Source organism: Amycolatopsis sp. CA-211722 (genome assembly GCF_056828465.1).
This window is the reverse complement of sequence record NZ_CP184752.1, coordinates 8,202,319-8,222,425: the sequence shown is the minus strand read 5'-3', so window position 1 is coordinate 8,222,425 and position 20,107 is coordinate 8,202,319. Positions and strand designations below refer to the sequence as shown.

Here is a 20,107-nt window from a genome sequence, read left to right as displayed (position 1 = left end):
CGCCACCGAAGAGCCTAACCGTCCGGCCTCCCGGCCTGGTGAGGGTGGTCCCGAAGCCGGATCGAGACGTGCTTTTCCGTCGGTGCTCCCCGGTAAAATAGGCCTTGCCGGACATTCGGGGAGGAAATCGGTGACCACCGATAGCTCGCTTCGTGAAGAACCCCAGCTCACCATCCGACCAAAACCCTCGGCGTTCTTTCTGCGCCGTCGATTTCTCCGCGCTTTCGGGCCCGCCCTCGTGCTGGCCGTGAGCGGCCTCGTCGTGCTGCTCGTGAGCGGCACCGTCGTGGTGCCGTTCCAGCAGACGCTGGTGCTGCGCGGCAAGATGGGTTCCAAATCGGATCTCTTCGAGGACGCGAAGGTCCAGGAAATCCTGATGCGTCACCACATCCGCGTCCACGTGACCAGGACGGGATCGCGGGACATCGCCACGCACGACCTCAGTCAGTACGATTTCGCGTTCCTGTCGGGCGAGCCCGCCGCCGGTCTCGTCCGGCGGTCGAGGGCCAACGAGTGGACGGGCTCCGCGCGGCAGCCGTTCACCAGCCCGATCGTCCTCGCCACATATCGCCGTTACGCGGAAACGCTGGCGGGTAAGGGGATCGCGGCGAAACCGCCAGGACAGGACCTCTACTACACACTGGACACCGACAAGTTCGCGCAGGCGATGAAGCGGGGGGAGACCTGGGATTCGCTGGGCGTCCGCGACCACGGCGCCGCCAACGGCAACCGGGTGCTGGCGCAGACCTCGAACATCTGCGACTCGAATTCGGGCGCGACGTACCTGATCTTGCTGGCGTTCCTGGAGAACGGCCGCCAGGTCCCGGTCGTCGACCCCCGGCCCGCCGGGCCGCCGAGTCTTTCGAACGCGAAGGAGCTGGCCACTCGGATCAAACCCCTCGTGGCGGCTCAGGGATTCCCCTCGGCCGATCTTTCGGAGTCCTACGCGAACGTCGCCGAGGGGGACAAGCCGATCGTCGTCATCTACGAGCACCAGTACCTCGCCATGCAGTTGCGGGCCAAGGCGCAGAGCGGGCAGCCGGACCACGACCGGGTGCTGCTGTACCCGAAGGACAACATCCTGACGAAACCGCAGTTCCTCGCGCTGAAGCCGGAAGCGGAGCGGCTGGGCGAACTGATCACCTTCGATCCCGAGCTGCAGCGCCGCGCGATGGAGCTCGGGTTCGGCGTCGCGACCCCCGCGGGCAGCACGAAGAGCGCGCGGCTGTACGACTTCCTGCGCCAGCAGGGATTGCCGACGCCGGAGATCGCGGACAACGACAGCACCACGCCGCTCCCGGACAATCTGGTGCTGGAAGAGATGATCAAGACGGTCGGGGACTGCCCGTGAAGCGGCTGCTCGCGGTTCTGTGCTGCCTGCTCCTGGTGGTCGCCGCCTGTACGAGCGGCGGCCAGAAGGTGAAGCTGCGCGTGCTCGCCAGTTCCGAGCTGGCCGACCTGGGCCCGATTCTCGAAGACCTCCGCGGGGAAACGGGAATCGAACTGGAAATGGATTTCCGGGGAACCGTCGACGCGACCGCTTCCCTCACGCCGGGGAAAGCGACGCACGATCTCGCCTGGCTTTCCACCGACCGGTATTTCCAGCTCAAGTTCCGGCAAGCGGGCGGCAAGGGGGAACGTCCGCTCGCGACCAAGACCATGGTGTCGCCGGTCATCGTCGGGATCACCCCGGCGAAGGCGGCGGAGCTGCGCCGCGGCGCACCGGACGGGAAGCTCTCGTGGGCGGATCTGGCGGACGCGGCGGCGGGCGGCGGCTTCCGGTTCGCCATGGCGGATCCGGCCAAGTCGACCAGCGGGCTCACCTCGCTCGTCGGGGTGGCGACGGCCGCCGCGGGCACCGGTGCCGCGCTGCGCCTTCAGGACGTCGCCTGCGACAAGCTTCAGGGCTTCCGCACGGGGCACACGCTCACGGCGGACACGTCGGCGGAGGTGGCCGAGCGGTTCGCGGAGCGGCAGGACGTGGACGCGATCATCGGGTACGAGTCCACTCTGCTCTCGCTCAACGCGAGCGGCAGGCTCCGGGCACCGCTGGAGCTGGTGTACCCGCGCGACGGCATCGTCCAGTCCGACTACCCGGTCCTGCTGCTCGATCCGGCGAAGCGGGAGGTGTACGACAAGCTCGTCACCTGGCTCAGGAGCCCGTCGACGCAGAAGAAACTGATGGAACGGACCCTCCGACGGCCGGTCACCGGCGCCGTGGGGCTGGATCCGAGGCTGCCCGCCTCGACCGGGAATTCACTGTACTTCCCCGACGAACAAGCCGTCGTGGACAAACTCCTCGACGACTACGCGGGCGGCGCCGGCCGTGCTCCCGGGCGCGTGATCTTCGTGCTGGACTTCTCCGGTTCGATGAAGGGGCCGAGGATCGCCGCGCTCCGGGCGACCTTCGCCGGGCTGAGCGGCGGGCCGGACGGCGGATTCGACCGCTTCTCTCGCGGAGAGCGGCTCACGGTCCTCCGTTTCGGCGGGAAGATACTGGGGGACAGGGAATTCACCGTTGAAGGAGCCCAGGATCTCGACGCGCTGCGGGGCTTCATCGCCGCCGACGAGTTCGACGGCGCCACGGCGGTCTGGTCGGCGCTCGGCGAGGCTTACGCGAAGGCCGGCGCGCATCGCCGCGCCGAGCCGGACCGGAGCGTTTCGATCGTGCTGATGACCGACGGCGAGAGCAACACCGGGCCCGGCATCGAAGAATTCCTGCGCGCGCCGAGGGATCCGGGCGTGCGCACGTACACCATCCGGTACGGCGAGGCCGATCCCGCCGAACTGGAACGCGCGGCCGTGGCCACCGGTGGCCGGATGGTCGACGCGAACGCGACATCCCTGCTCAAGGCCTTCAAGGAGATCCGTGGCTGCCGATAATCTGTGGTGGGACGTCTGGGGACTGTGGCTCGCGGTCTGGGTGCTGACCGTGGCCGCCTTCCTCGTCGCGGTCGTCGTTTTCGTCAAGCACTGGCGCCGCGCCCGATCCGACGGAGACCAGGGGATGATCCGGGGCATCGCCTTCTACCTGCACACCAAATCCGTGATGGGTCTCTACCAGTTGCATCGCTACAACGAGGCGCTGGAACAGGAGGTCGAGAAACGGAAGAGCCGGGGCTGGCGGTTCTGGGGATCGGGCGGATTCGGCCCGCTGCAAGGGGAAACGGAGCGCACCGACACCGATGAGGAGTTCCGGCGGTACATCCGCAAGGCCGAGCCGATCACGGTGATCGGCATCGTGACGAAGGTGCTGGAGAAACACCACGACATCATCTACGTGGACCTGGCGAATCAGGAGCTGGCCCACAACCGGGCGCTGGTGAAGGAACTCGGCTGGGCCGACGGTCCCGAGAGCACCCGGCAGCTCAAGACCCGGCTGCGGGGTGTCGAGGCGTTCGTCTCGGTGAAGGGCCTGTTCCGCAAACGCTCGCAGACCGACACCGAGACGGTTTTCGTGGCGCCCTACGGGAATCCGGACGATCCGGAGCGGAGCAGGAGGATCCGCTTCACCTGCGTGACGAGCGACCTCCGGGACACCGCGCCCGCCGGCGCGTTCCGGGCGCGGTGTCTCGGCAAGGTGGAGGACTGGGACCCCGAAACCGGTGAACTCGTCGTCCACCCCATCGCGATCTTCAAATGACTTGCCGCGCCGAAGGACGAACGTGCCCTTGTCGGGCCTCCGTGCCTCGAAAGCCACTTTCGGGACATCTAGCGTCGCGAAAGTGGCTTTCGCGACACGCCTCGGCATCACGCCACGTTCGCCCTGCCCCTCAATGCCCGGCATCGGCGCAGAAACAGCCGACGCCCTTCGCGATCCAGTCCCGGCCTTCCCACTCGGGATGGCGTTCGATCATCAGCGCTTCGACCTCCGCGGCGATGGTCTCTTCGGAAAGAGCCGAGTCACGCCGCGTCCAGGTCTCGTCGCGCAGCAGTTCGAGGTACTCGCGGACTTCGGTCAGGATCCGGCGTCCGGAGACGTCGCCGTGGCCGGGGACGACGATGTCCGGCCCGGCGGCGGCCAGCCGTCCCAGCACCTCGATCCACCGCGATCCCGAGACGTCGGTGTCGTGCGGCGGGAACCACGGGAAGATCGAGAACTGGCCCGCCTCGACCAGATCCCCGGTGAACAGCACACCCGCGTCGGGCACGGTCACCACCTGGTCGCCCTTGCTGTGCGCGCGTCCGGTGGCCGCCAAGCGCACCACCCGTCCACCGAGGTCGAGTTCGTAGGTGTCGTCGTAGACCACGTCGGGGGTGGCCAGGGTGACGCCGTCCAGCGCCCGCGCGACCGGGGCACCGAGACCCCGGAACATCTCCAGATAGCCCGGTCCTTTGTGGACCAGGTCCGCGGCCTGCGCGCTGTTGACGAGGTAGGTCGCCTCGCCCGCGAAGACCTGGGCGCCGAAAGCGTGCTCGGGGTGGAAATGCGTGGTGGTCAGGTACAGCCTGCGGCCGCGGGCGTGCTCGGCCGCGAAGGCGAGCACCTTCCCGGCGTTGCGCGGACCGAGCCCGGTGTCGACGACGAGCACCGAGTGGGAGCCGCCGATGACCCCGATGTTGGGGACGAGGTCGACGCCGAGGTTCGGGATCACCACGAGATCGCGGGCGATTTCCCGGGCCTGGCCCGGTTCGACGGCGGGTTCGTGGGTGAGGGGTGCGAAGGGCATGCCCCCACCTTCGGGCCGGCTTCCGCGCGCCGTCCAAGTCCGATCTCCACGCTCTGATACCTGATGGGTATCATCGCTGGTGATGGAGCTTCGCCTGCTGCGTTACTTCGTGGCCGTCGCCGAGGAGCGGCATTTCGGCCGGGCCGCCGTCCGGCTGCACATGACCCAGCCACCGCTGAGCCGCGCCATCCGGCAGCTGGAGAATGACCTCGGTGTCGTCCTGCTGCTCCGATCGGCCGCCGGCGTGGAGCCCACTCCTGCCGGAACCACCTTGTACGCCGAGGCCCGCACCCTGCTGGACCAGGCCGATCGCGCCCGCGCCCGGGTGCTGGAGGCGGCGGGGCCGGCGACGCTCACCGTCGGCACCCTGGCCGACGGAGCGGGGGAAGCGGGCACCCGGCTGGCCGCGGCGTTCCGGCGACGCCATCCCGAGGTCTCGATCCGCTTCCGCGAGACGGATTTCACCGATCCCACCACCGGGCTGCGCGCCGGGCTGGCCGACGTCGCGCTGACCCGGTCGCCCTTCGACGAAACCGGGCTCAGCGTCCGCGTCCTGCGTTCCGACCCGGTGGGACTCGTCCTGCGCACCGGCGACCCGCTCGCCGATCACGCGTCGCTCCGGCTGGCCGACGTCGCCGATCGGCCCTGGTTCCAGCTTCCGGAGGGCACGGACCCGCGGTGGCGCGAGTACTGGAACGGGGGAGCGCCCATCGGGGAGCGCCGCGCCGGGCCGGTGGTGCGCACGGTCGGGGAGTGTCTTCAAGCCGTCCTCTGGAACGGCTCGGCCGGGATCGCGCCGCTCGGGCACGCGCTGCCCGACGGGCTCATCTGGGTGCCGCTGGCCGACATGCCCCCGAGCCCGGTGGTCGTCGCCTGGGTGACCGCGCGGGAGAACCCGCTGATCCGGTCGTTCGCGCGGATCGCCGTCGAAAGCCACCGCTAGACCGCACTTGCAAGTGCGTACTTCCCTTTGGAGAGCGGCTCCCCGAAAGTGAGTCACAGCATCGCTCACCGTCCACAAGGGAGTCCACGTCATGTCGAGACCCGCTGCCAGGTCGCGGATCCAGGTCGGCCGCACCACGGTCACCTACCTGCCCGACGGCCACGCCTGGCTCAACCCCGCCGTTTTCCTGCCGTCGAGCGTCCCGTCCGGCTGGGCGGCGCACGACGCGTTCCTCGACGAACGCGGATGGTTCCCGGTCAGCATCGGCTCCTTCCTGATCCGCACCGGGGACCGGACCGTCCTGGTGGACCTGGGGCTGGGCGCCGCCGACTTCGCCTTGCCCGATGCCGCCGAGTTCCACGGTGGCGGCCTGCTCGACGCATTGGCCGCGGAGGGCGTGGCACCCGAAGACGTCGACACCGTGATCTACACGCATCTGCACCACGACCACGTCGGCTGGACGACGAACGTGCCGCCCACGCCGGACGGCACGGCCGGGCCGGTGACCGGGCTGACCTTCCCGGCGGCGCGGCATCTCGTCAGCGAGCGCGAATGGGCGCACTGGTCCGGCACGGACGACCCGGTCGGCCCGGATCCGCTCGCCGTCCAGCGGCCGCTGGCCGAGGTGATCGGCTTCTTCGGCGACGGCGACGTCCTCGCGCCAGGGGTGCGGATACTCGCCACACCGGGGCACACGCCCGGCCACAGCAGCGTCGTGGTCACCGATCCGGCCGAGGAGGACCCCCGTCGTGTCGTCGTGCTCGGCGACGTCATGCATTGCCAGGTGCAGATCACCGAAAGCCACTGGACGTTCGCGTTCGACGTCGATCCGGCGGAGGGCGTCGCCACCCGCGAGCGCCTGCTGAAGGAGATCGAGGACGACCGGACGATCCTCGCGGGCGGGCATTTCGCCGGGCAGGTGTTCGGCCGGGTCCTGCCGCCCGCGCCGCGCCGGGTCTGGGCCGCCGGCCAGGCCACCGGATAACGTCGAGACATGCCGGAGCCCTCCCGCCGCCGTCCCCGTCCAGGCACTCCAGGCCAGGTGCTGGCCTGGTTGCCGGACGGGCGGCCCGCCGACGTGTACAGCGCGCCGTGCCCCTCGCGACAGGTCCTGGATCGCATCGCGGACAAATGGACCGCGCTGATCGTCGGCTGCCTGTCCACGGGGACCAAGCGCTACAGCGAACTGCGCGCCGCGATCGACGGGGTCAGCGAGAAGATGCTCACCCAGACGCTGCGCGGCCTCGAACGCGACGGGATGGTCACGCGCACCGCGCATCCGACGGTGCCGCCGAAGGTCGAGTACACGTTGACCGAGCTCGGCCGCACACTCACCGCGCCGCTGGCGGTGATCCGGGACTGGGCCGAAATCCACATCAACGAGATCAACGACGCCAGGGCACGGTACGACGCCGGGGTGTAGAAACCTCGGCGCCGGGGCATTCACCGGCATGCCGGACTCATCTTCAGCACCCGACGAGGCGACCGTCGACGCCGTCGGGAAACTGATCTTCGCCCTGGAGACGGTCGAACAGGCGCGTGGTCACCTGTACGCCTTCCATCACCTCACCGGGACCGCGGACTTCGCGCTCGGCGAGGCCGTGGAGGGGCTCCGGAAGGCCGGGCACGCGGACTGGGCCGACCGGATCGAGACCGAGCTGATCGGGCTCAACGTGCTGCCGGACCGGTGGACCTTCCAGGTGATCGAGGAGTACGACGACGGCTACTACCAGGCCTACCGCGACATGACGCGCGACGTCACCGAAGACCTGACCGGCGGGCGTCGTCATCTGCACGAAGAGCGGATCAAGCGCAGCAGGCGCACGGACGGGCGGCCCGGACACGAGATGGGGCGGCCGAGCGGCTGAGCCGGCTCACAGCTTCTCCAGTGCCTCGGGCTTGTGCACCGCTTCGCCGCCGCTCTTGTCGCTGCGCACCAGGTATTGGGGCTCTTCCTTGGACGCGCGCACGGTCCGGCCGCCGGCCTCGGTGTCGGCGGTGATCTCCTTCAGGACCTCGCCTTCGGCCTGCCCGCCGTGGCTGTTCCAGCGGACCTTGTCGCCTTCGCGGAATCGCTTGCTCATCGCACTCCTTCTCGTCGTGGCCGGTCCGACTCGGGCCAGAGGTAGGGCAGGTCGTCGGGGACGTCCGGAAATCTCGGGCGGTAGTGCTCCGGCTCTTTGCGGACGAGCGCGGACTGGTGGCTGCGGTGGAAATCCGGGTCGCCGAGCCAAGGCGGCAGTTCCTTCGCCGCCACGAGGCGGTCCTGGGTGCGGACCTCGTGGATCCCGGTGGCGCTGAGCAGATCGAGCCGCAGCGTCTGACGGCAGGTGTCCTGGCGGCCGGTCGCGCACCAGACCTCGCAGATGTCGAAGCCGTACCGGACGAGCGCCTCTTCGTAGCCCGCCCACATCGCCGCGGCCGGGTGATGGCGCCAGCCGTACCCCGGCACCGTCAGCGCGCGTAGCACCTGGATCGTCTCCACGCGCTGTTTACCGAGCCGCCGCTGATCGAGCACGGAAGCGGAGGCGCGGAAGTCAGGGCAAGGGAGAAACGTCTGCACATCGGCGGTTTCCCCGTGGCCACGGGTTCAAACCGGTTCAGAAGATCGACCAGCCGGTCAGGGTGGTGAACCGGTCCAGGGCGGCGACGCCCGCGACGGAGTTGCCGCGAGGGTCCAGCCCCGGGCTCCACACGCAGATCGCGCACCGGCCGGGGACGATCGCGATGATGCCGCCGCCGACCCCGCTCTTGCCGGGAAGCCCGACGCGATAGGCGAATTCGCCCGCGGCGTCGTAGGTGCCGCAGGTCAGCATCACCGCGTTGACCCGCTTCGCCGCGCTCTGCTCCAGCAGCCTCGTGCCGTCGTTGCGCACGCCGTGGCGGGCGAGGAAGACCGCCGCGCGCGCGACGTCGCGGCAGTTCATCGCGATCGAGCACTGGCGCATGTACTGGTCGAGGACGTCGGGCACCGGATGACGCATGTTCCGGTACGACGCCATGAAATACGCGAGCGCGCGGTTGCGGTCCGCGTGGGCGGCCTCGGACTCGGCGACCTCGGTGTCGATCCGGATGCCGGCGTGGCCGCTTTCCTCGCGGAGGAACCGGAGAAGTGTCTCCGCGGCGTCACCGTGGTGGGCCAATTCGTCGGTCACCACGAGCGCGCCGGCGTTGATGAAGGGATTACGAGGGATCCCGTCCTCGTTCTCCAATTGCACCAGTGAGTTGAACGGGTTGCCGGACGGCTCGCGGCCCACCCGTTCCCACACGCCGTCGCCGTGGGAGAGCGCGAGCGCCAGGGTGAAGACCTTCGACATGCTCTGGATGGAGAACGGTGTCTCCCAGTCGCCGACGCCGTGCAGCCCACCGTCCACTTCGGCCACGGCCATGCCGAACCGCCCGGGTTCGACCCTTGCCAGGGCGGGGATGTAGTCCGCGACGGAGCCGCGGCCGATCTCCGGCGCGACGTCGTCGGCGATCCGGTCCAGCAGCGCTGCGAGGTCCACGGCCGTAGCGTAGAAGCGCTCCCTCGCGCGCGAAGATCGGGGTTCCCCGGCGAACTTGTCAAATCGAAAAGGGAAATTCCAGTAAAACCACCAGAGTGACGTCCCGCACACCTTAAGTCTTCCTTAGCACTGTTGGTGACCTGCCGCACACGCTCTAGCGTCTGGCAACCATGGATTCCTCGCTGCTCACCGAAAAAGGTGAAAGCTACTCAAAAGCACTGGGCAACCGCCAAGTGCAGATGATCGCCATCGGCGGCGCGATCGGCGTCGGGCTGTTCCTCGGTGCCGGTGGCAAGCTCCACCAGGTCGGGCCGTCACTGGTCCTGTCCTACGCGCTCTGCGGTATCGCCGCGTACTTCGTGATGCGCGCTCTCGGTGAGCTCGTGCTCCACGAGCCGACTTCCGGCAGTTTCGTCACCTACGCCCGCAAGTTCATCGGGCCGTGGGCGGGTTTCGCCTCCGGCTGGATGTACTGGGTGAACTGGGCGATGACCGGGATCGCGGAGATCACCGCGGTGGCCATCTACGTGCACAAATGGCTGCCCGACGTGCCGCAGTGGATCACCGCGCTGGTCGCGCTCGGGGTGCTGATCCTGGTGAACCTGCTTTCGGTGAAGCTGTTCGGCGAGCTGGAATTCTGGTTCTCGGTGGTCAAGGTGCTGGCCATCGTCGTCTTCCTGGTCACCGCGACCGGCCTGGTGCTCACCAGCGCCGACATCGGCGGCACCACGGCGGGTGTGCACAACCTGACCGCCCACAATGGATTCTTCCCGGCCGGTATCGGCATCGCGCTGATGACGCTGCAGGCGGTCATCTTCGCCTACTCGGCGATCGAGGTCGTCGGTATCGCCGCCGGTGAGACCAAGGACGCCCGCAAGGTGCTGCCGAAGGCCATCAACGGGGTCGTCTGGCGGATCGGCGTGTTCTACGTGGGATCCGTGCTGCTGCTGGCGATGCTGCTGCCGTGGCCGTTCTACAACGGCGGCGAAAGTCCCTTCGTCACCGTGTTCAGCCGGCTCGGGATCCCGGGCATCGGCGACGTGATGAACGCGGTCGTGCTCACCGCCGCGCTGTCGAGCTGCAACTCCGGGCTCTATTCGACCGGCCGCATCCTGCGCGCGCTCGCGGACAAGGGTGAGGCGCCGAAGTTCGTCGGCCGGATGAGCGGCCGTCACGTGCCCTACGGCGGGATCCTGTTCACTTCCGGCGCCTACGTGCTGGGTGTGGTGCTCAACTACCTGGTGCCGAAGGACGCCTTCGACATCGCGATCGCGATCGCCTCACTCGGCGTCATCACCACCTGGGCGACGTTGATCTTCTGCCAGATGCGGCTGCGGCAGGCGGCCTTGCGCGGCGAGCTGGAACGGCCGTCCTACCGGATGCCTTGGGCGCCCTACAGCGGCTGGGCGACGCTGGGCTTCCTCGCGCTGGTGGTCGTCCTGATGGGCTTCTCCGACGGTGCCGAGAAGATCGCGTTCTACTCGATCCCGGTGCTGGTCGTGGTGCTCGCGGTCGGCTGGCGGATCGTCGGGAAACGCCAGCGGCAAGAGGTGGGCTGACCCCTCTCTCGCGTTTCGTCCTCTAGTTGCGGTCCTTGCGTGTGCAACTACCGCAACTAGAGGACGAAACGCGGTCGTCAGCTGGAGGTCGGGAAGTTGAAGCCGGCGGCGGAGTGCGGCCACCGCGTCGTGACGACCTTCGCCCGCGTGTAGAACCGGACGCCCGCCGGGCCGTGGATCGGGCTGTCCCCGATGAGGGAGTCCTTCCAGCCGCCGAACGAGTAGTACGACATCGGCACCGGGATGGGCACGTTCACCCCGATCATCCCCACCTTCACCTCGCGCTGGAACCGCCGCGCCGCCTCGCCGCTGCCGGTGAAGACCGCGGTCCCGTTGCCGTACGGGTTCGCGTTGATCAGCGCGATCGCTTCGTCCAGAGTGGACACTCGCACGATCCCTAGCACCGGACCGAAGATCTCGTCGCGGTAGGCGGCCATCCCGGTGGTCACGTGGTCCAAAAGGGACGGTCCGACGAAGAAACCCTCTTCGTGGCCGGCGACCCGCAGATCCCGGCCGTCGACCACCACGGTCGCGCCCTGCCGCGCCCCGAGGGCGACGGAGTCGATCACCCGCTGTCGCGCGGCCTCCGTGACCAGCGGGCCCATGTCGTTACCCGCCTCGTGCCCGGGGCCGACCTTGATCTCGGCGGCCTTGCGTTCGAGGATCTCGATCAGCCCGTCGCCCGCCGAACCCACGGCGACGCCGATGGAGATCGCCATGCAGCGCTGCCCGGCGGAACCGAACGCGGCGGCCGTGAGATGGTTCGCGGCGTACTCCAGATCGGCGTCGGGCAGGACGACGGCATGGTTCTTGGCCCCGCCCAGCGCTTGCACGCGTTTGCCGGTCGCCGTCGCTCGTTCGTGGACGTACTTGGCGATCGGGGTGGACCCGACGAACGACACGGCGGCGATGCCGGGATGGTCCAGGATCGCGTCGACCGCGACCTTGTCCCCGTTGACGACGTTGAAGACGCCGTCGGGAAGACCCGCCTCGGCGTACAGCTCGGCGACCAGCCGGGACGCGGAGGGGACGCGCTCGCTGGGCTTGAGGACGAACGTGTTGCCCGCCGCGATGGCGATCGGGTGCATCCACAGCGGCACCATGATCGGGAAGTTGAACGGCGTGATCCCGGCGACGACCCCGAGCGGCTGCCGGAAATCGTGTACGTCCACGTCCCGCGAGACCTGGTCGGAGAAGCCGCCCTTCAGCGCGTCGGCGATCCCGCAGGCGTACTCGACGATCTCGCGGCCGCGGACGATCTCGCCGCGCGCGTCGTCGATCACCTTGCCGTGCTCGGCCGAGATGATCCGGGCGAGTTCGTCCTCGTGCTTCACCAGCAGCTCGCGGAAGGCGAACATCACCTTCGTCCGCTGCGACAGCGACGAATCGCCCCAGGCCTCGAACGCCTTGCCCGCGGCCGCCACCGCTGTGTCCACATCGGACGGTTCGGCGAGCAGCACCTCCGCCCGCGCGTGCCCCGCGGCCGGGTCGTACACCGGGGCGGTGCGGGTGGATCCCGCCGTGGTGGCGGTGCCGTTGATCCAGTGGTCGATGGTCTTCACGCGTTGTCCTCCACGGGTGTTCACAGCAGTCCGACGGCCGTGTCGACGGCCTTGGCGACGTCGCCGTCGTGCGGGTAGAGCAGGGACCGGCCGACCACGAGGCCCTGCACGGTCGGCAGCGCGAGCGCGCGCTGCCAGGCGGCGAAGGCGGCGTCGGGATCCTTGACCTCGCCGCCCAGCAGGACGGCGGGCAGGGTCGAGGCGGCCAGCACGCGCTCCATGTCCTGCACGACCGGGAGCTTCAGCCAGGTGTAGGCCGACGAGCGGCCGAGAGCGGAGGCGATGGTGATCGAGCGGATCACGGCGTCGGGGGAGAGGTCGTTGCGGAGGCGTCCGTCGACCCAGTCCGCGAGGAACGGCTCGATCATCGCGATCAGCTTGCGGTCGGCGAGGTCGTTGACCGCCTTCGCGGTGTTTTCGAGAACACTCGGCGTCGCCGGGTCGGTCAGGCAGATCCTGGTGAGCGTCTTGCCGCCGTCGAAGCGCATCCGCTCGATCGTTTCGGCGTCGTAGCAGGCGAACCGGTCGTCGATCTCGAAACTCGATCCCGCCAGACCGGTGCGGTTCATCGAGCCGATGACGGTCTTGCCGTCGAGGGCGCCGAGGAGCAGCAGGTCGTCGATGATGTCCGGGGTCGCCAGCACGCCGGTCACCCCGGGCCGTTCCAGCGCCAGGCCGAGCCGGTCGAGCAGTTCGCCGCGGTCGGCCATCGCGAGCGGGTCGGCGCCGACGCCGTTCGCGCCGCGGGCCGGATGGTCCGCGGCGATGATCATCGTGCGGCCCTTGTCGTTGAACGGCGACTTCGCCCGGACCCGGGTGGCGGCGGCCACCGCGACGGCCCCCGGATCGCGTACCCGCGCGGCGACTACCCGGCGCACTGTGTCCGACAACTTCGTACCTCCCGGCTCGCGTGGTCCTCCGACCATCGCAAGGGTCGCGAGACTTTGTCAAGACATATGGACATAAGGTCATAGGGGCCGATCGCGGTAGGCTCCGCGCATGAAACCGTGGGCGCCCGGCGAGATCGTGGTGGATCCGAACGGTCCGGAGCCGCTGTATTCCCAGGTCGCCCGGCAGATCGGCGCCGCCATCGAAGACGGCAGGCTGCCCAACGGCGCCAGGCTGGACAACGAGCTCGATCTGGCCGCGCGGCTGCACCTCTCGCGGCCGACCGTCCGCCAGGCGATCCAGTCGCTGGTCAACCAGGGGTTGCTCGTCCGCAAACGCGGGGTCGGCACGCAGGTCGTGCGTACCAAGGTCGCGCGGCCGCTGCGGTTGAGCAGCCTCTTCGACGACCTCAGCGAGCTCGGGGACAAGCCGGAGTCCGTCGTCCTCGTGAACCAGGTCGAGCCTGCGGGCGAGGACGCGGTCGAGCAGCTCGAAACGCCGGGCCTGACGCAAGTCCGCCGGCTGAAGCGAGTGCGCTCGACGGGCGGCGAGCCGCTGGCGATCATGAACAACCTCCTGCCCGACGGCCTCATCGACCCTGCCGACGACGAACTGCGGGACAAGGGGCTCTACCAGCTATTGCGCTCGGCCGGTGTCCGGCTGCACGCCGCGCAGCAGAACGTCGGTGCCCGGCAGGCGACCGAGGAGGACGCCGAGCTGCTCGGCGAGAAGCCGGGGGCGGCGCTGCTCACCATGCGTCGCACCACCTACGACGAGTCCGGCAAGGTCGTGGAATACGGGTGGCACGTCTACCGCGCCTCGCGGTATTCGTTCAACCTCTCACTGACCAACAACGTTTGACGGTTCGCGTTCCAGGTCGGTCTCCAAGGCCGCGTACACCGAAGGACGGAACCGGCGCAGCCAGCCGGCGAGCGCCAGCCCGGCCAGCGCGACCACCAGGAGCAGCCACGGCAGGAGCGGGACGACGCCGTTGCTCGACCCGGCGAGCGTCGGGAAGTTGACGATCGCCAGCGTCACGATGAGCCCGAGGCCCACGGCGCCCAGGCCGGGGGCGACGAACGTCTTCACGACGCGGCGGTCCCGCGTGCGGCGGAAGTAGACCAGGATCGCCACGGCCGCGAACAGCTGCAGGGTGAGGATCCCGAGCGTGCCGAAACCGGTCATGCTCGCGGTGAGGTCGGCGACCGGGTCGAGCCCGGCGAGGCGGAACGCCAGCGCCACCACCGACCCGAAGAGCAACTGGACGATCGAGGCGTAGCGCGGCGCGCCGTTGCTCGGGCTGGTCTTGCCCAGCAGCCGCGGCAGCACGCCGACCCGGCCCAGCGCGTACAGATAGCGGGTGGCCGAATTGTGCAGCGCCAGCAGCGCCGCGAACAGGCTGACCACCAGAAGCAGCAGCATGACCTTCGTCAACGGGCCGCCGAGGTACTCCTGCGCGACCGAAAGCACGAGATCCCCGCTCGACAGATGGGCGGCGGCCACGTCCTGTGCCTGCTCGGCGCCGATCGCGCTGACCACGGCCCACGTCGTGAACGCGGCGAACACCCCGATGAACCCGATCGCGATGTAGGTCGCCCGAGGGATCGTCCGTTTGGGATCCTTGGCCTCCTCGCCGAACAGCGCCGTCGCCTCGAAACCGATGAAAGCGTTGGCGGCGAACAACAACGCGAGTCCGCCCGCTCCCTGGAACAACACGGACGGACTGAACGCGGCGAACGAGAAACCGTGCCGGAACAGCACGCTGAAGTCCATGATCAGCAGAATCGACACTTCGAGGATCAGCGAGACACCCAGCACCTTCGCGCTGACCGCGATTCCCCGGCGGCTGAGCAGGAGGACCAGCACGACCGAAAGCGCGCTCCAGAACAGCCAATCGAGTTTCAGGCCGAAGACGTCGTCGATCGCCGTGGAGGTGAAGAACCCGCTCGTGCCGATCGCGCCCGCGACGAAACAGTTGTAGCCGAGCATCGCGACGAACCCGGCGACGAGCCCCGGCGTCCTGCCCAGACCTTTGACCACGAAGGCGTAGAAGCCGCCCGCGCTGGTGAGCACCCGCGACATCTGCGCGTACCCGACCGCGAACAGCAGCAGGACGACCGTCGCCAGCAAGAACGCCGCGACCATGCCGCCGCCGTTGCCGACCGCGATGCCGATGGCCGCGATCACGATCATCCCGGTCAGCGGCGCGACCGCGGCGAGCACGAGGAAGACGATTCCCGGTACGCCCAGGACGTTCTTGGCGAGCGACGTGTCGTCACGGCTCATTCGGTGCTCCTCGTCTCGGCTGGACGGCCAGTATGGGAGCGGCGGGGGCGCCGGGCTTTGCCTTTGCGTGCGCGGCGCTTGTTCGTCAGTGCCTGGTCCTTCGGTCGTCGGTCCGGCGATTCGGGCTAGTGAGGGGGCGAGCGAACGTGGCGTGCTGCCGAGGCATGTCGCGAAAGCCACTTTCGCGACATCTGGTGTCCCGAAAGTGGCTTTCGCGACACGGTCACTGGGTGACATTTTGCGTTAGGTGAGCACTGAAGCGCATGTAGTCGTTCTTCGCGCGCTTAAGAGTGCTTCGCAGCTTTAAGCCCCCTCCGCTGTTGCCATTTTTCGGCAATTTCTCGTATTGGACCGTTTGAGCTAGCGCAGGTGTTCGATGCGGAGTAGTTTCGGTGTCGTGGCCAGCAACAACGCACTCCCAGAGACGACCGCCGAGTGGTGGCGCGTCGACACCGCGACGCTGCATGCCCGCAAACAGGAACTCGAAATCTTGAAGCGTCGGGCAGATGCGGAACAGAACGCGATCCTCGCGGAAATCAATGCCCGCGGCATCCGCGGGTGTTCGGGTCATTCGACGTTGGCGGCGTTGATCTTCGAGGACTTGCTGGTCACCGACAAGGAAGCCGAGGCCCGCGCCGACCGCGTCCTCGCCCTGCATCCCGGCCCCGCAATCGGCGGCGACCCCGAACCACCCCTGGCGCCGTTGACCGCTGTGGCGGCCGCCGAGGGCGCGATCGGGGGGTCGCAGATCGACGCGATCATCCGCACCCTGGCCCGTATCCCCTCCACAGTGCCCGAGGAGGACGTGCGGGCCGGGGAGGAAATCCTGGTGGAGCTGGCTCGTCGGGCGGGGCCCCGGCAGATCGCCCGTGCCGGGCGCCGCCTGCTGGACAAACTGGATCCGGACGGCAAAGAGCCCCGCAACGAAGACCCAAAAGACACCCGCCCCGAACTACGGTTCGTCAAACACCGCGACGGCTCGCTCGGTCTCAAGGCTCGGCTCGACCTGGAAACCTACGCCCGCCTGAAATCCGACCTGGACCCCATGGCCAAACCACATAAAGCCATCGACGGGGTACGGGACTCCCGCAGCCACGACGAACGCTACGGGGATGCCTTCACCGACTACGTCCGGTTGAAGACCACCAGCCGGAACCTTCCCGGCCAAGCCGGGGAAGCCACCCACATCCTGGTCACCATGTCGTATGAGGATCTGATCAACGACCTCGGTGAAGCACATCTGGATCTGGTCGGGCCGATCAGCGCCACCGACGCCCGCATCCTCGCCTGCGACGCCCGCATCCGCCCGGGTGTTCTCGGCACCGCAGGCGAACCACTGGACATCGGCCGGTCGAAACGCACCGTCTCCCTGGCCCAAAAGTATGCGTTGACGATCCGGGACGGTGGCTGCGCCTTCCCCGGCTGCGACATGCCCGTCCCCCGCTGCACCGCCCACCACATTGTTTTCTGGCGACACCACGGCGAAACGAAAATCGACAACCTCGTGCTGCTCTGCACCAAGCATCACCGGTTGATCCACCACAGCGAATGGAAAGTCCAGATCGCCCAAGACGGACTCCCCGAATTCACCCCACCCGCCTACCTCGACCCCACCGGAACACCCAGGCGCAACACGATGCACCTCAGAACATAGGCCCGCCGGAGCGATCGGCCTGCTCTAGCCACTGCTCGCGTTCGAGCCGAACCGCGCTCACGACCGCGGCGCCGGAAACGACGGCCATCCGTGCGGCTTCTCCAGAATCTCGATGGTCGCCTGGTCGACCAGGAAATACTGGCCGCCGTCCTCACGCGGATTCGTATAGGCCGCCGTCGCGATCGAGCGGCCGAAGTCGGCCATCACCGCGATGGGGTAACCGCCGTCGAAGATCTCGCCGTGCGCGGCCGTCGCGACGGTCCCGGTTTCGTACCAGGTGACGAAATACTGCGCCGGACCGGTTTCGAAGACGCGCAGTGTCGCTTCCTTCTGCCGGACGCCGGCGAAATCGCCGGACACACCGGTCCAGATCATCGTGGTCCGGTCCGCGTAGTGCTGCTCCAGTACGTTCCCGGAGCCGTAATGGAAGTTCGCCCGGAGCCCGACGAGGTCGGTGCTGAGCGGATGGGTCCCGGTCACGGGGAAGAAGCGGACGTCGAGTCGCACGGGCTGAAACCTCCGGATCGCTGGTATCCGCAGGTTTAACAGCCCGTCGCACCTCGATCGTTGTCCGGCGAAGCGATCCTGTTGTCGATGGACGCGAGGATCAGTCGAACATGCCGGGCTGGTAGTCACCGGCCGGCGTCCGGGCGATGACGTTGAGCCGGTTGTACGCGTTGATCGCGGCGATCAACGCGATCAGGGCGCCGATCTGCTCGTCGTCGTAGTGCTTGCGTACCTGCGCCCAGGTGTCGTCGCTGACGCCGTGGTGCGCGTCGGCGATCCGGGTGCCCTCCTCGGTGAGCGCGAGGGCGGCGCGCTCGGGCTCGGTGAACACGTTCGCCTCCCGCCACGCCGCGACCAGGTTGAGCCGAACCGAGGTCTCACCGGCGTGCGCGGCGTCCTTGCTGTGCATGTCGGTGCAGAAACCGCAGCCGTTGATCTGGCTGGCGCGCAGCTTCACCAGTTCCTGGGTCGCGTGGGGCAGCGAGGACTCCTCGATCGGCCGGTTCGCGGCGCCGAGACGCTTGACGTACTTGAGGATGACGTCGTTCTCGAACAGGTTGATTCGCGGTTCCATGATCTTTCCTCTCGGTCGATTGCTGCCTACATGACGAGCCGGACGGAGAGGTTGTGACAGCTTTCGGAGTGACGCCGGTCACCCATGCAGGAGGTCGGCGAGGATCTCGGCGCCGTCGACGACGCGAGGACCGGGCCGGTTGAAGAAGGCCGGCCCGTCCAGGATGTGCACGGCCGGGATGTCGTCCCAGCCCGGCAAACCGGTCAGCAGCGGTAGTTCCGCCTCGGTCCGCGCCGGCGGGAAACCGCAGGGCATCAGCAGCAGTACGTCGGGTCGTGCCTCGACGACGGTGTCCCACGTGATCGGCCGCGTGTGCTCGCCCGCGGCGGCGAGCAGCGGGACGCCACCGGCGGCGTCGATCTGCTCCGGGACCCAGTGGCCGGCGGGCCACAGCGGGTCGAGCCATTCGATGGCCGCCACCCTCGGCCGCGGTCGTCCCGCGACGCGGTCCCGGACCGCCGCCATGCGTTCCCGGAGAAGACGAGCCTCGGAAGCCGCGCGTTCGGGTACACCCAGCACCTCGCCGAGCGTGGTCAAGCAGCCGAAGACGCCGTCGAGCGTTCGCGGTTCGAGGCTGACCACCCGCGTGTCGCCGTCCATCGCGCGCACGGTTTCCGACACCTGCCGGTAGGAGATCGCGCAGACGTCGCAGAGGTCCTGCGTGAGCACGACGTCGGGTTCGGCCGCCGCGAGGAGCCCGGCGTCCAGGGAGTACAGGGCCGAACCGCGATGCTCGCCGCCGACGGCCACCGATATCTCCCTGCTCGACAGCAGGTCGTGGTCGATCGCGCTGCTCGTGACCACCGGGACGCCGTCGAGCGCGCCGGGTGGCCAGTCGCATTCGTGGGTCCGGCCCGTCAGCGACGGCAGGAGCCCGAGAGCCGCGACGAAGTCGGTCGCGGCGGGGAGCAGCGAGACGATCCGCATCCGTCCACGGTAGGCGACTGGTCCATCCTGCACATCTGCGCGGAGCAAATGCGTGAAAGTGCGCTAACAGAGCATTGACGTTGCACAAAACTGCACCTAACGTGACAGCTATTGCGCACAACTGGCACGGATGGGGAGTTCATGAGCGGGACCTTCATGGCGGCGGAGATCGCGAGCCAGCCCGGCTGCTGGCGGGAAGCGGCGGCGCTGGCCTCGGCGAACGGTGACCTGTTGCCGCCGCCGGGCGCGCGGGTCGCGATCGTCGGCTGCGGCACGTCGTGGTTCATCGGCCAGGCGTACGCCGTCCTCCGCGAGTCCGCGGGGCTCGGCGAGACCGACGCCTTCGCCGCGTCCGAGTTCCCGGAGGGCCGTGGCTACGACCACGTCGTCGCGCTGACCAGGTCGGGCACGACCACCGAGGTCCACGCCCTGCTGGCGAAGCTGCGGGGCAGGACGCCGACCATCGCGATCACCGGCGTGCCGCGCGAGATCGAGGCCGCCGCGGACACGATCGTCGACCTCTCCGTGGTGGACGAGCGGTCGGTCGTGCAGACCCGGTTCGCCACGACGGCGCTGGCGATGCTGCGCGCCCATCTCGGCGACGACCTGACCACGGTCGCCGATCAGGCCGAGCGGGTGCTCGCCGAGCCGTTGCCCGACGAGCTGGTCGCCGCGGAGCAGTTCAGCTTCCTCGGCACCGGCTGGTCGGTGGGCATCGCGAACGAGGCCGCGCTCAAGTTCCGCGAGGCGTGCCTGCTGTGGACGGAGTCCTACCCGGCGTGGGACTACCGGCACGGGCCGATCAGCATCAGCGAACCCGGCCGGGTGACCTGGATGTTCGGGCAGGCACCGGAAGGGCTGGCCGACGACGTCGCCCGCGCGGGTGGCCTGTTCGTCGAGAGCGGCCTCGACCCGCTGGCGGACCTGGTCCGCGCGCAGCGCGTCGCCGGGGCCATCGCCGCCCGCAAGGGCCTCGACCCCGACAACCCCCGCAGCCTCACCCGTTCCGTCGTCCTGACCTGAAGGCTCGC

Annotated in this window: 21 protein-coding genes; 11 read left to right on the top strand and 10 right to left on the bottom strand. The window is 68.6% G+C overall.

The annotated features are described in order from the left end of the window. Positions 1-130: 130 nt before the first annotated feature. From ACOCEP_RS37570 to ACOCEP_RS37560, 3 genes are read left to right on the top strand one after another with little or no spacing between them, the layout of a single operon-like run. The gene (locus ACOCEP_RS37570) at positions 131-1,351 is read left to right on the top strand and encodes a hypothetical protein (protein WP_482334498.1); all 1,221 of its coding nucleotides are present in this window, start codon (positions 131-133) and stop codon (positions 1,349-1,351) included. Then, positions 1,348-2,883, top strand: coding sequence for a vWA domain-containing protein (locus tag ACOCEP_RS37565; protein WP_482334497.1), 1,536 nt, complete (start codon positions 1,348-1,350; stop codon positions 2,881-2,883). Before ACOCEP_RS37570 ends, ACOCEP_RS37565 begins: the two co-directional genes overlap by 4 nt. Next, positions 2,870-3,643 carry a hypothetical protein gene (locus ACOCEP_RS37560; RefSeq protein WP_482334495.1) on the top strand — a complete coding sequence of 258 codons (774 nt, stop codon included), beginning with the start codon at positions 2,870-2,872 and terminating at the stop codon, positions 3,641-3,643. Before ACOCEP_RS37565 ends, ACOCEP_RS37560 begins: the two co-directional genes overlap by 14 nt. A 130-nt stretch (positions 3,644-3,773) precedes the next feature. Here ACOCEP_RS37560 and ACOCEP_RS37555 read toward each other — a convergent pair whose 3' ends face one another. Next, entirely contained in the window at positions 3,774-4,670 is an 897-nt protein-coding gene (locus tag ACOCEP_RS37555; RefSeq protein ID WP_482334494.1) for an MBL fold metallo-hydrolase, read from the bottom strand. Between the two features lie 82 nt (positions 4,671-4,752). Between ACOCEP_RS37555 and ACOCEP_RS37550 the strand changes: the two genes are divergently transcribed. From ACOCEP_RS37550 to ACOCEP_RS37535, 4 genes are all read left to right on the top strand, one after another. Beyond that, positions 4,753-5,613: a LysR family transcriptional regulator gene (locus ACOCEP_RS37550; RefSeq protein ID WP_482334492.1), complete on the top strand. Its 861-nt coding sequence runs from the start codon at positions 4,753-4,755 to the stop codon at positions 5,611-5,613. 91 nt (positions 5,614-5,704) lie between these two features. Continuing rightward, positions 5,705-6,598: an MBL fold metallo-hydrolase gene (locus ACOCEP_RS37545; protein WP_482334491.1), complete on the top strand. Its 894-nt coding sequence runs from the start codon at positions 5,705-5,707 to the stop codon at positions 6,596-6,598. Between the two features lie 9 nt (positions 6,599-6,607). Continuing rightward, on the top strand, positions 6,608-7,036 hold the full coding sequence (locus ACOCEP_RS37540) for a winged helix-turn-helix transcriptional regulator (protein ID WP_482334490.1): 429 nt from the start codon (positions 6,608-6,610) through the stop codon (positions 7,034-7,036). 28 nt (positions 7,037-7,064) lie between these two features. Then, entirely contained in the window at positions 7,065-7,481 is a 417-nt protein-coding gene (locus tag ACOCEP_RS37535) for a hypothetical protein (RefSeq protein WP_482334488.1), read from the top strand. 6 nt (positions 7,482-7,487) lie between these two features. On the opposite strand, the gene ACOCEP_RS37530 is transcribed toward ACOCEP_RS37535, so the two are convergent. From ACOCEP_RS37530 to ACOCEP_RS37520, 3 genes are read right to left on the bottom strand one after another with little or no spacing between them, the layout of a single operon-like run. Next, positions 7,488-7,697 (bottom strand): hypervirulence associated TUDOR domain-containing protein, encoded by a 210-nt coding sequence (locus ACOCEP_RS37530; protein ID WP_482334486.1) that lies wholly within the window; start codon positions 7,695-7,697, stop codon positions 7,488-7,490. Further along, entirely contained in the window at positions 7,694-8,176 is a 483-nt protein-coding gene (locus ACOCEP_RS37525) for an MSMEG_6728 family protein (RefSeq protein WP_482334484.1), read from the bottom strand. Before ACOCEP_RS37525 ends, ACOCEP_RS37530 begins: the two co-directional genes overlap by 4 nt. Positions 8,177-8,213: 37 nt before the next feature. After that, entirely contained in the window at positions 8,214-9,119 is a 906-nt protein-coding gene (locus ACOCEP_RS37520) for a glutaminase (protein WP_482334482.1), read from the bottom strand. Between the two features lie 170 nt (positions 9,120-9,289). On the opposite strand from ACOCEP_RS37520, the gene ACOCEP_RS37515 reads away from it, so the two are divergent. Continuing rightward, complete coding sequence (locus ACOCEP_RS37515) at positions 9,290-10,678, top strand: amino acid permease (RefSeq protein ID WP_482334480.1); 1,389 nt, start codon at positions 9,290-9,292, stop codon at positions 10,676-10,678. 77 nt (positions 10,679-10,755) lie between these two features. Here ACOCEP_RS37515 and ACOCEP_RS37510 read toward each other — a convergent pair whose 3' ends face one another. Further along, positions 10,756-12,240: a CoA-acylating methylmalonate-semialdehyde dehydrogenase gene (locus ACOCEP_RS37510; RefSeq protein ID WP_482334479.1), complete on the bottom strand. Its 1,485-nt coding sequence runs from the start codon at positions 12,238-12,240 to the stop codon at positions 10,756-10,758. Positions 12,241-12,260: 20 nt separating this feature from the next. Further along, positions 12,261-13,130, bottom strand: coding sequence for a Cgl0159 family (beta/alpha)8-fold protein (locus ACOCEP_RS37505; RefSeq protein ID WP_482334478.1), 870 nt, complete (start codon positions 13,128-13,130; stop codon positions 12,261-12,263). Positions 13,131-13,239: 109 nt separating this feature from the next. On the opposite strand from ACOCEP_RS37505, the gene ACOCEP_RS37500 reads away from it, so the two are divergent. Further along, positions 13,240-13,989, top strand: coding sequence for a GntR family transcriptional regulator (locus tag ACOCEP_RS37500; RefSeq protein ID WP_482334476.1), 750 nt, complete (start codon positions 13,240-13,242; stop codon positions 13,987-13,989). Here ACOCEP_RS37500 and ACOCEP_RS37495 read toward each other — a convergent pair. Then, positions 13,969-15,414 carry an APC family permease gene (locus tag ACOCEP_RS37495; RefSeq protein ID WP_482334474.1) on the bottom strand — a complete coding sequence of 482 codons (1,446 nt, stop codon included), beginning with the start codon at positions 15,412-15,414 and terminating at the stop codon, positions 13,969-13,971. The genes ACOCEP_RS37500 and ACOCEP_RS37495 overlap by 21 nt on opposite strands. A 376-nt stretch (positions 15,415-15,790) precedes the next feature. Here ACOCEP_RS37495 and ACOCEP_RS37490 point away from each other — a divergent pair, with 376 nt between their 5' ends. Then, the gene (locus tag ACOCEP_RS37490) at positions 15,791-17,068 is read left to right on the top strand and encodes an HNH endonuclease signature motif containing protein (RefSeq protein WP_482334473.1); all 1,278 of its coding nucleotides are present in this window, start codon (positions 15,791-15,793) and stop codon (positions 17,066-17,068) included. A 57-nt stretch (positions 17,069-17,125) separates the two neighbouring features. Here the strand turns inward: ACOCEP_RS37490 and ACOCEP_RS37485 are convergent, their stop codons facing one another. The 3 genes from ACOCEP_RS37485 to ACOCEP_RS37475 all read right to left on the bottom strand — a co-directional run bounded on the left by ACOCEP_RS37485 (position 17,126) and on the right by ACOCEP_RS37475 (position 19,076). Further along, positions 17,126-17,575 (bottom strand): MoaF C-terminal domain-containing protein, encoded by a 450-nt coding sequence (locus tag ACOCEP_RS37485; RefSeq protein WP_482334471.1) that lies wholly within the window; start codon positions 17,573-17,575, stop codon positions 17,126-17,128. 100 nt (positions 17,576-17,675) lie between these two features. Continuing rightward, positions 17,676-18,149, bottom strand: coding sequence for a carboxymuconolactone decarboxylase family protein (locus ACOCEP_RS37480; protein ID WP_126734146.1), 474 nt, complete (start codon positions 18,147-18,149; stop codon positions 17,676-17,678). A gap of 78 nt (positions 18,150-18,227) precedes the next feature. Next, entirely contained in the window at positions 18,228-19,076 is an 849-nt protein-coding gene (locus ACOCEP_RS37475) for a cobalamin-binding protein (RefSeq protein WP_482334470.1), read from the bottom strand. A gap of 141 nt (positions 19,077-19,217) precedes the next feature. On the opposite strand from ACOCEP_RS37475, the gene ACOCEP_RS37470 reads away from it, so the two are divergent. Next, positions 19,218-20,099 carry an SIS domain-containing protein gene (locus ACOCEP_RS37470; RefSeq protein WP_482334469.1) on the top strand — a complete coding sequence of 294 codons (882 nt, stop codon included), beginning with the start codon at positions 19,218-19,220 and terminating at the stop codon, positions 20,097-20,099. Positions 20,100-20,107: the final 8 nt, after the last annotated feature.

Coding starts and splice junctions, on each gene's coding strand:
- ACOCEP_RS37515 (WP_482334480.1), top strand. CDS start 9,290: ATGGATTCCTCGCTGCTCACCGAAAAAGGTGAAAGCTACTCAAAAGCA.
- ACOCEP_RS37475 (WP_482334470.1), bottom strand. CDS start 19,076: ATGCGGATCGTCTCGCTGCTCCCCGCCGCGACCGACTTCGTCGCGGCT.
- ACOCEP_RS37480 (WP_126734146.1), bottom strand. CDS start 18,149: ATGGAACCGCGAATCAACCTGTTCGAGAACGACGTCATCCTCAAGTAC.
- ACOCEP_RS37495 (WP_482334474.1), bottom strand. CDS start 15,414: ATGAGCCGTGACGACACGTCGCTCGCCAAGAACGTCCTGGGCGTACCG.
- ACOCEP_RS37555 (WP_482334494.1), bottom strand. CDS start 4,670: ATGCCCTTCGCACCCCTCACCCACGAACCCGCCGTCGAACCGGGCCAG.
- ACOCEP_RS37545 (WP_482334491.1), top strand. CDS start 5,705: ATGTCGAGACCCGCTGCCAGGTCGCGGATCCAGGTCGGCCGCACCACG.
- ACOCEP_RS37550 (WP_482334492.1), top strand. CDS start 4,753: ATGGAGCTTCGCCTGCTGCGTTACTTCGTGGCCGTCGCCGAGGAGCGG.
- ACOCEP_RS37530 (WP_482334486.1), bottom strand. CDS start 7,697: ATGAGCAAGCGATTCCGCGAAGGCGACAAGGTCCGCTGGAACAGCCAC.
- ACOCEP_RS37470 (WP_482334469.1), top strand. CDS start 19,218: ATGAGCGGGACCTTCATGGCGGCGGAGATCGCGAGCCAGCCCGGCTGC.
- ACOCEP_RS37535 (WP_482334488.1), top strand. CDS start 7,065: ATGCCGGACTCATCTTCAGCACCCGACGAGGCGACCGTCGACGCCGTC.
- ACOCEP_RS37540 (WP_482334490.1), top strand. CDS start 6,608: ATGCCGGAGCCCTCCCGCCGCCGTCCCCGTCCAGGCACTCCAGGCCAG.
- ACOCEP_RS37500 (WP_482334476.1), top strand. CDS start 13,240: ATGAAACCGTGGGCGCCCGGCGAGATCGTGGTGGATCCGAACGGTCCG.
- ACOCEP_RS37490 (WP_482334473.1), top strand. CDS start 15,791: ATGCGGAGTAGTTTCGGTGTCGTGGCCAGCAACAACGCACTCCCAGAG.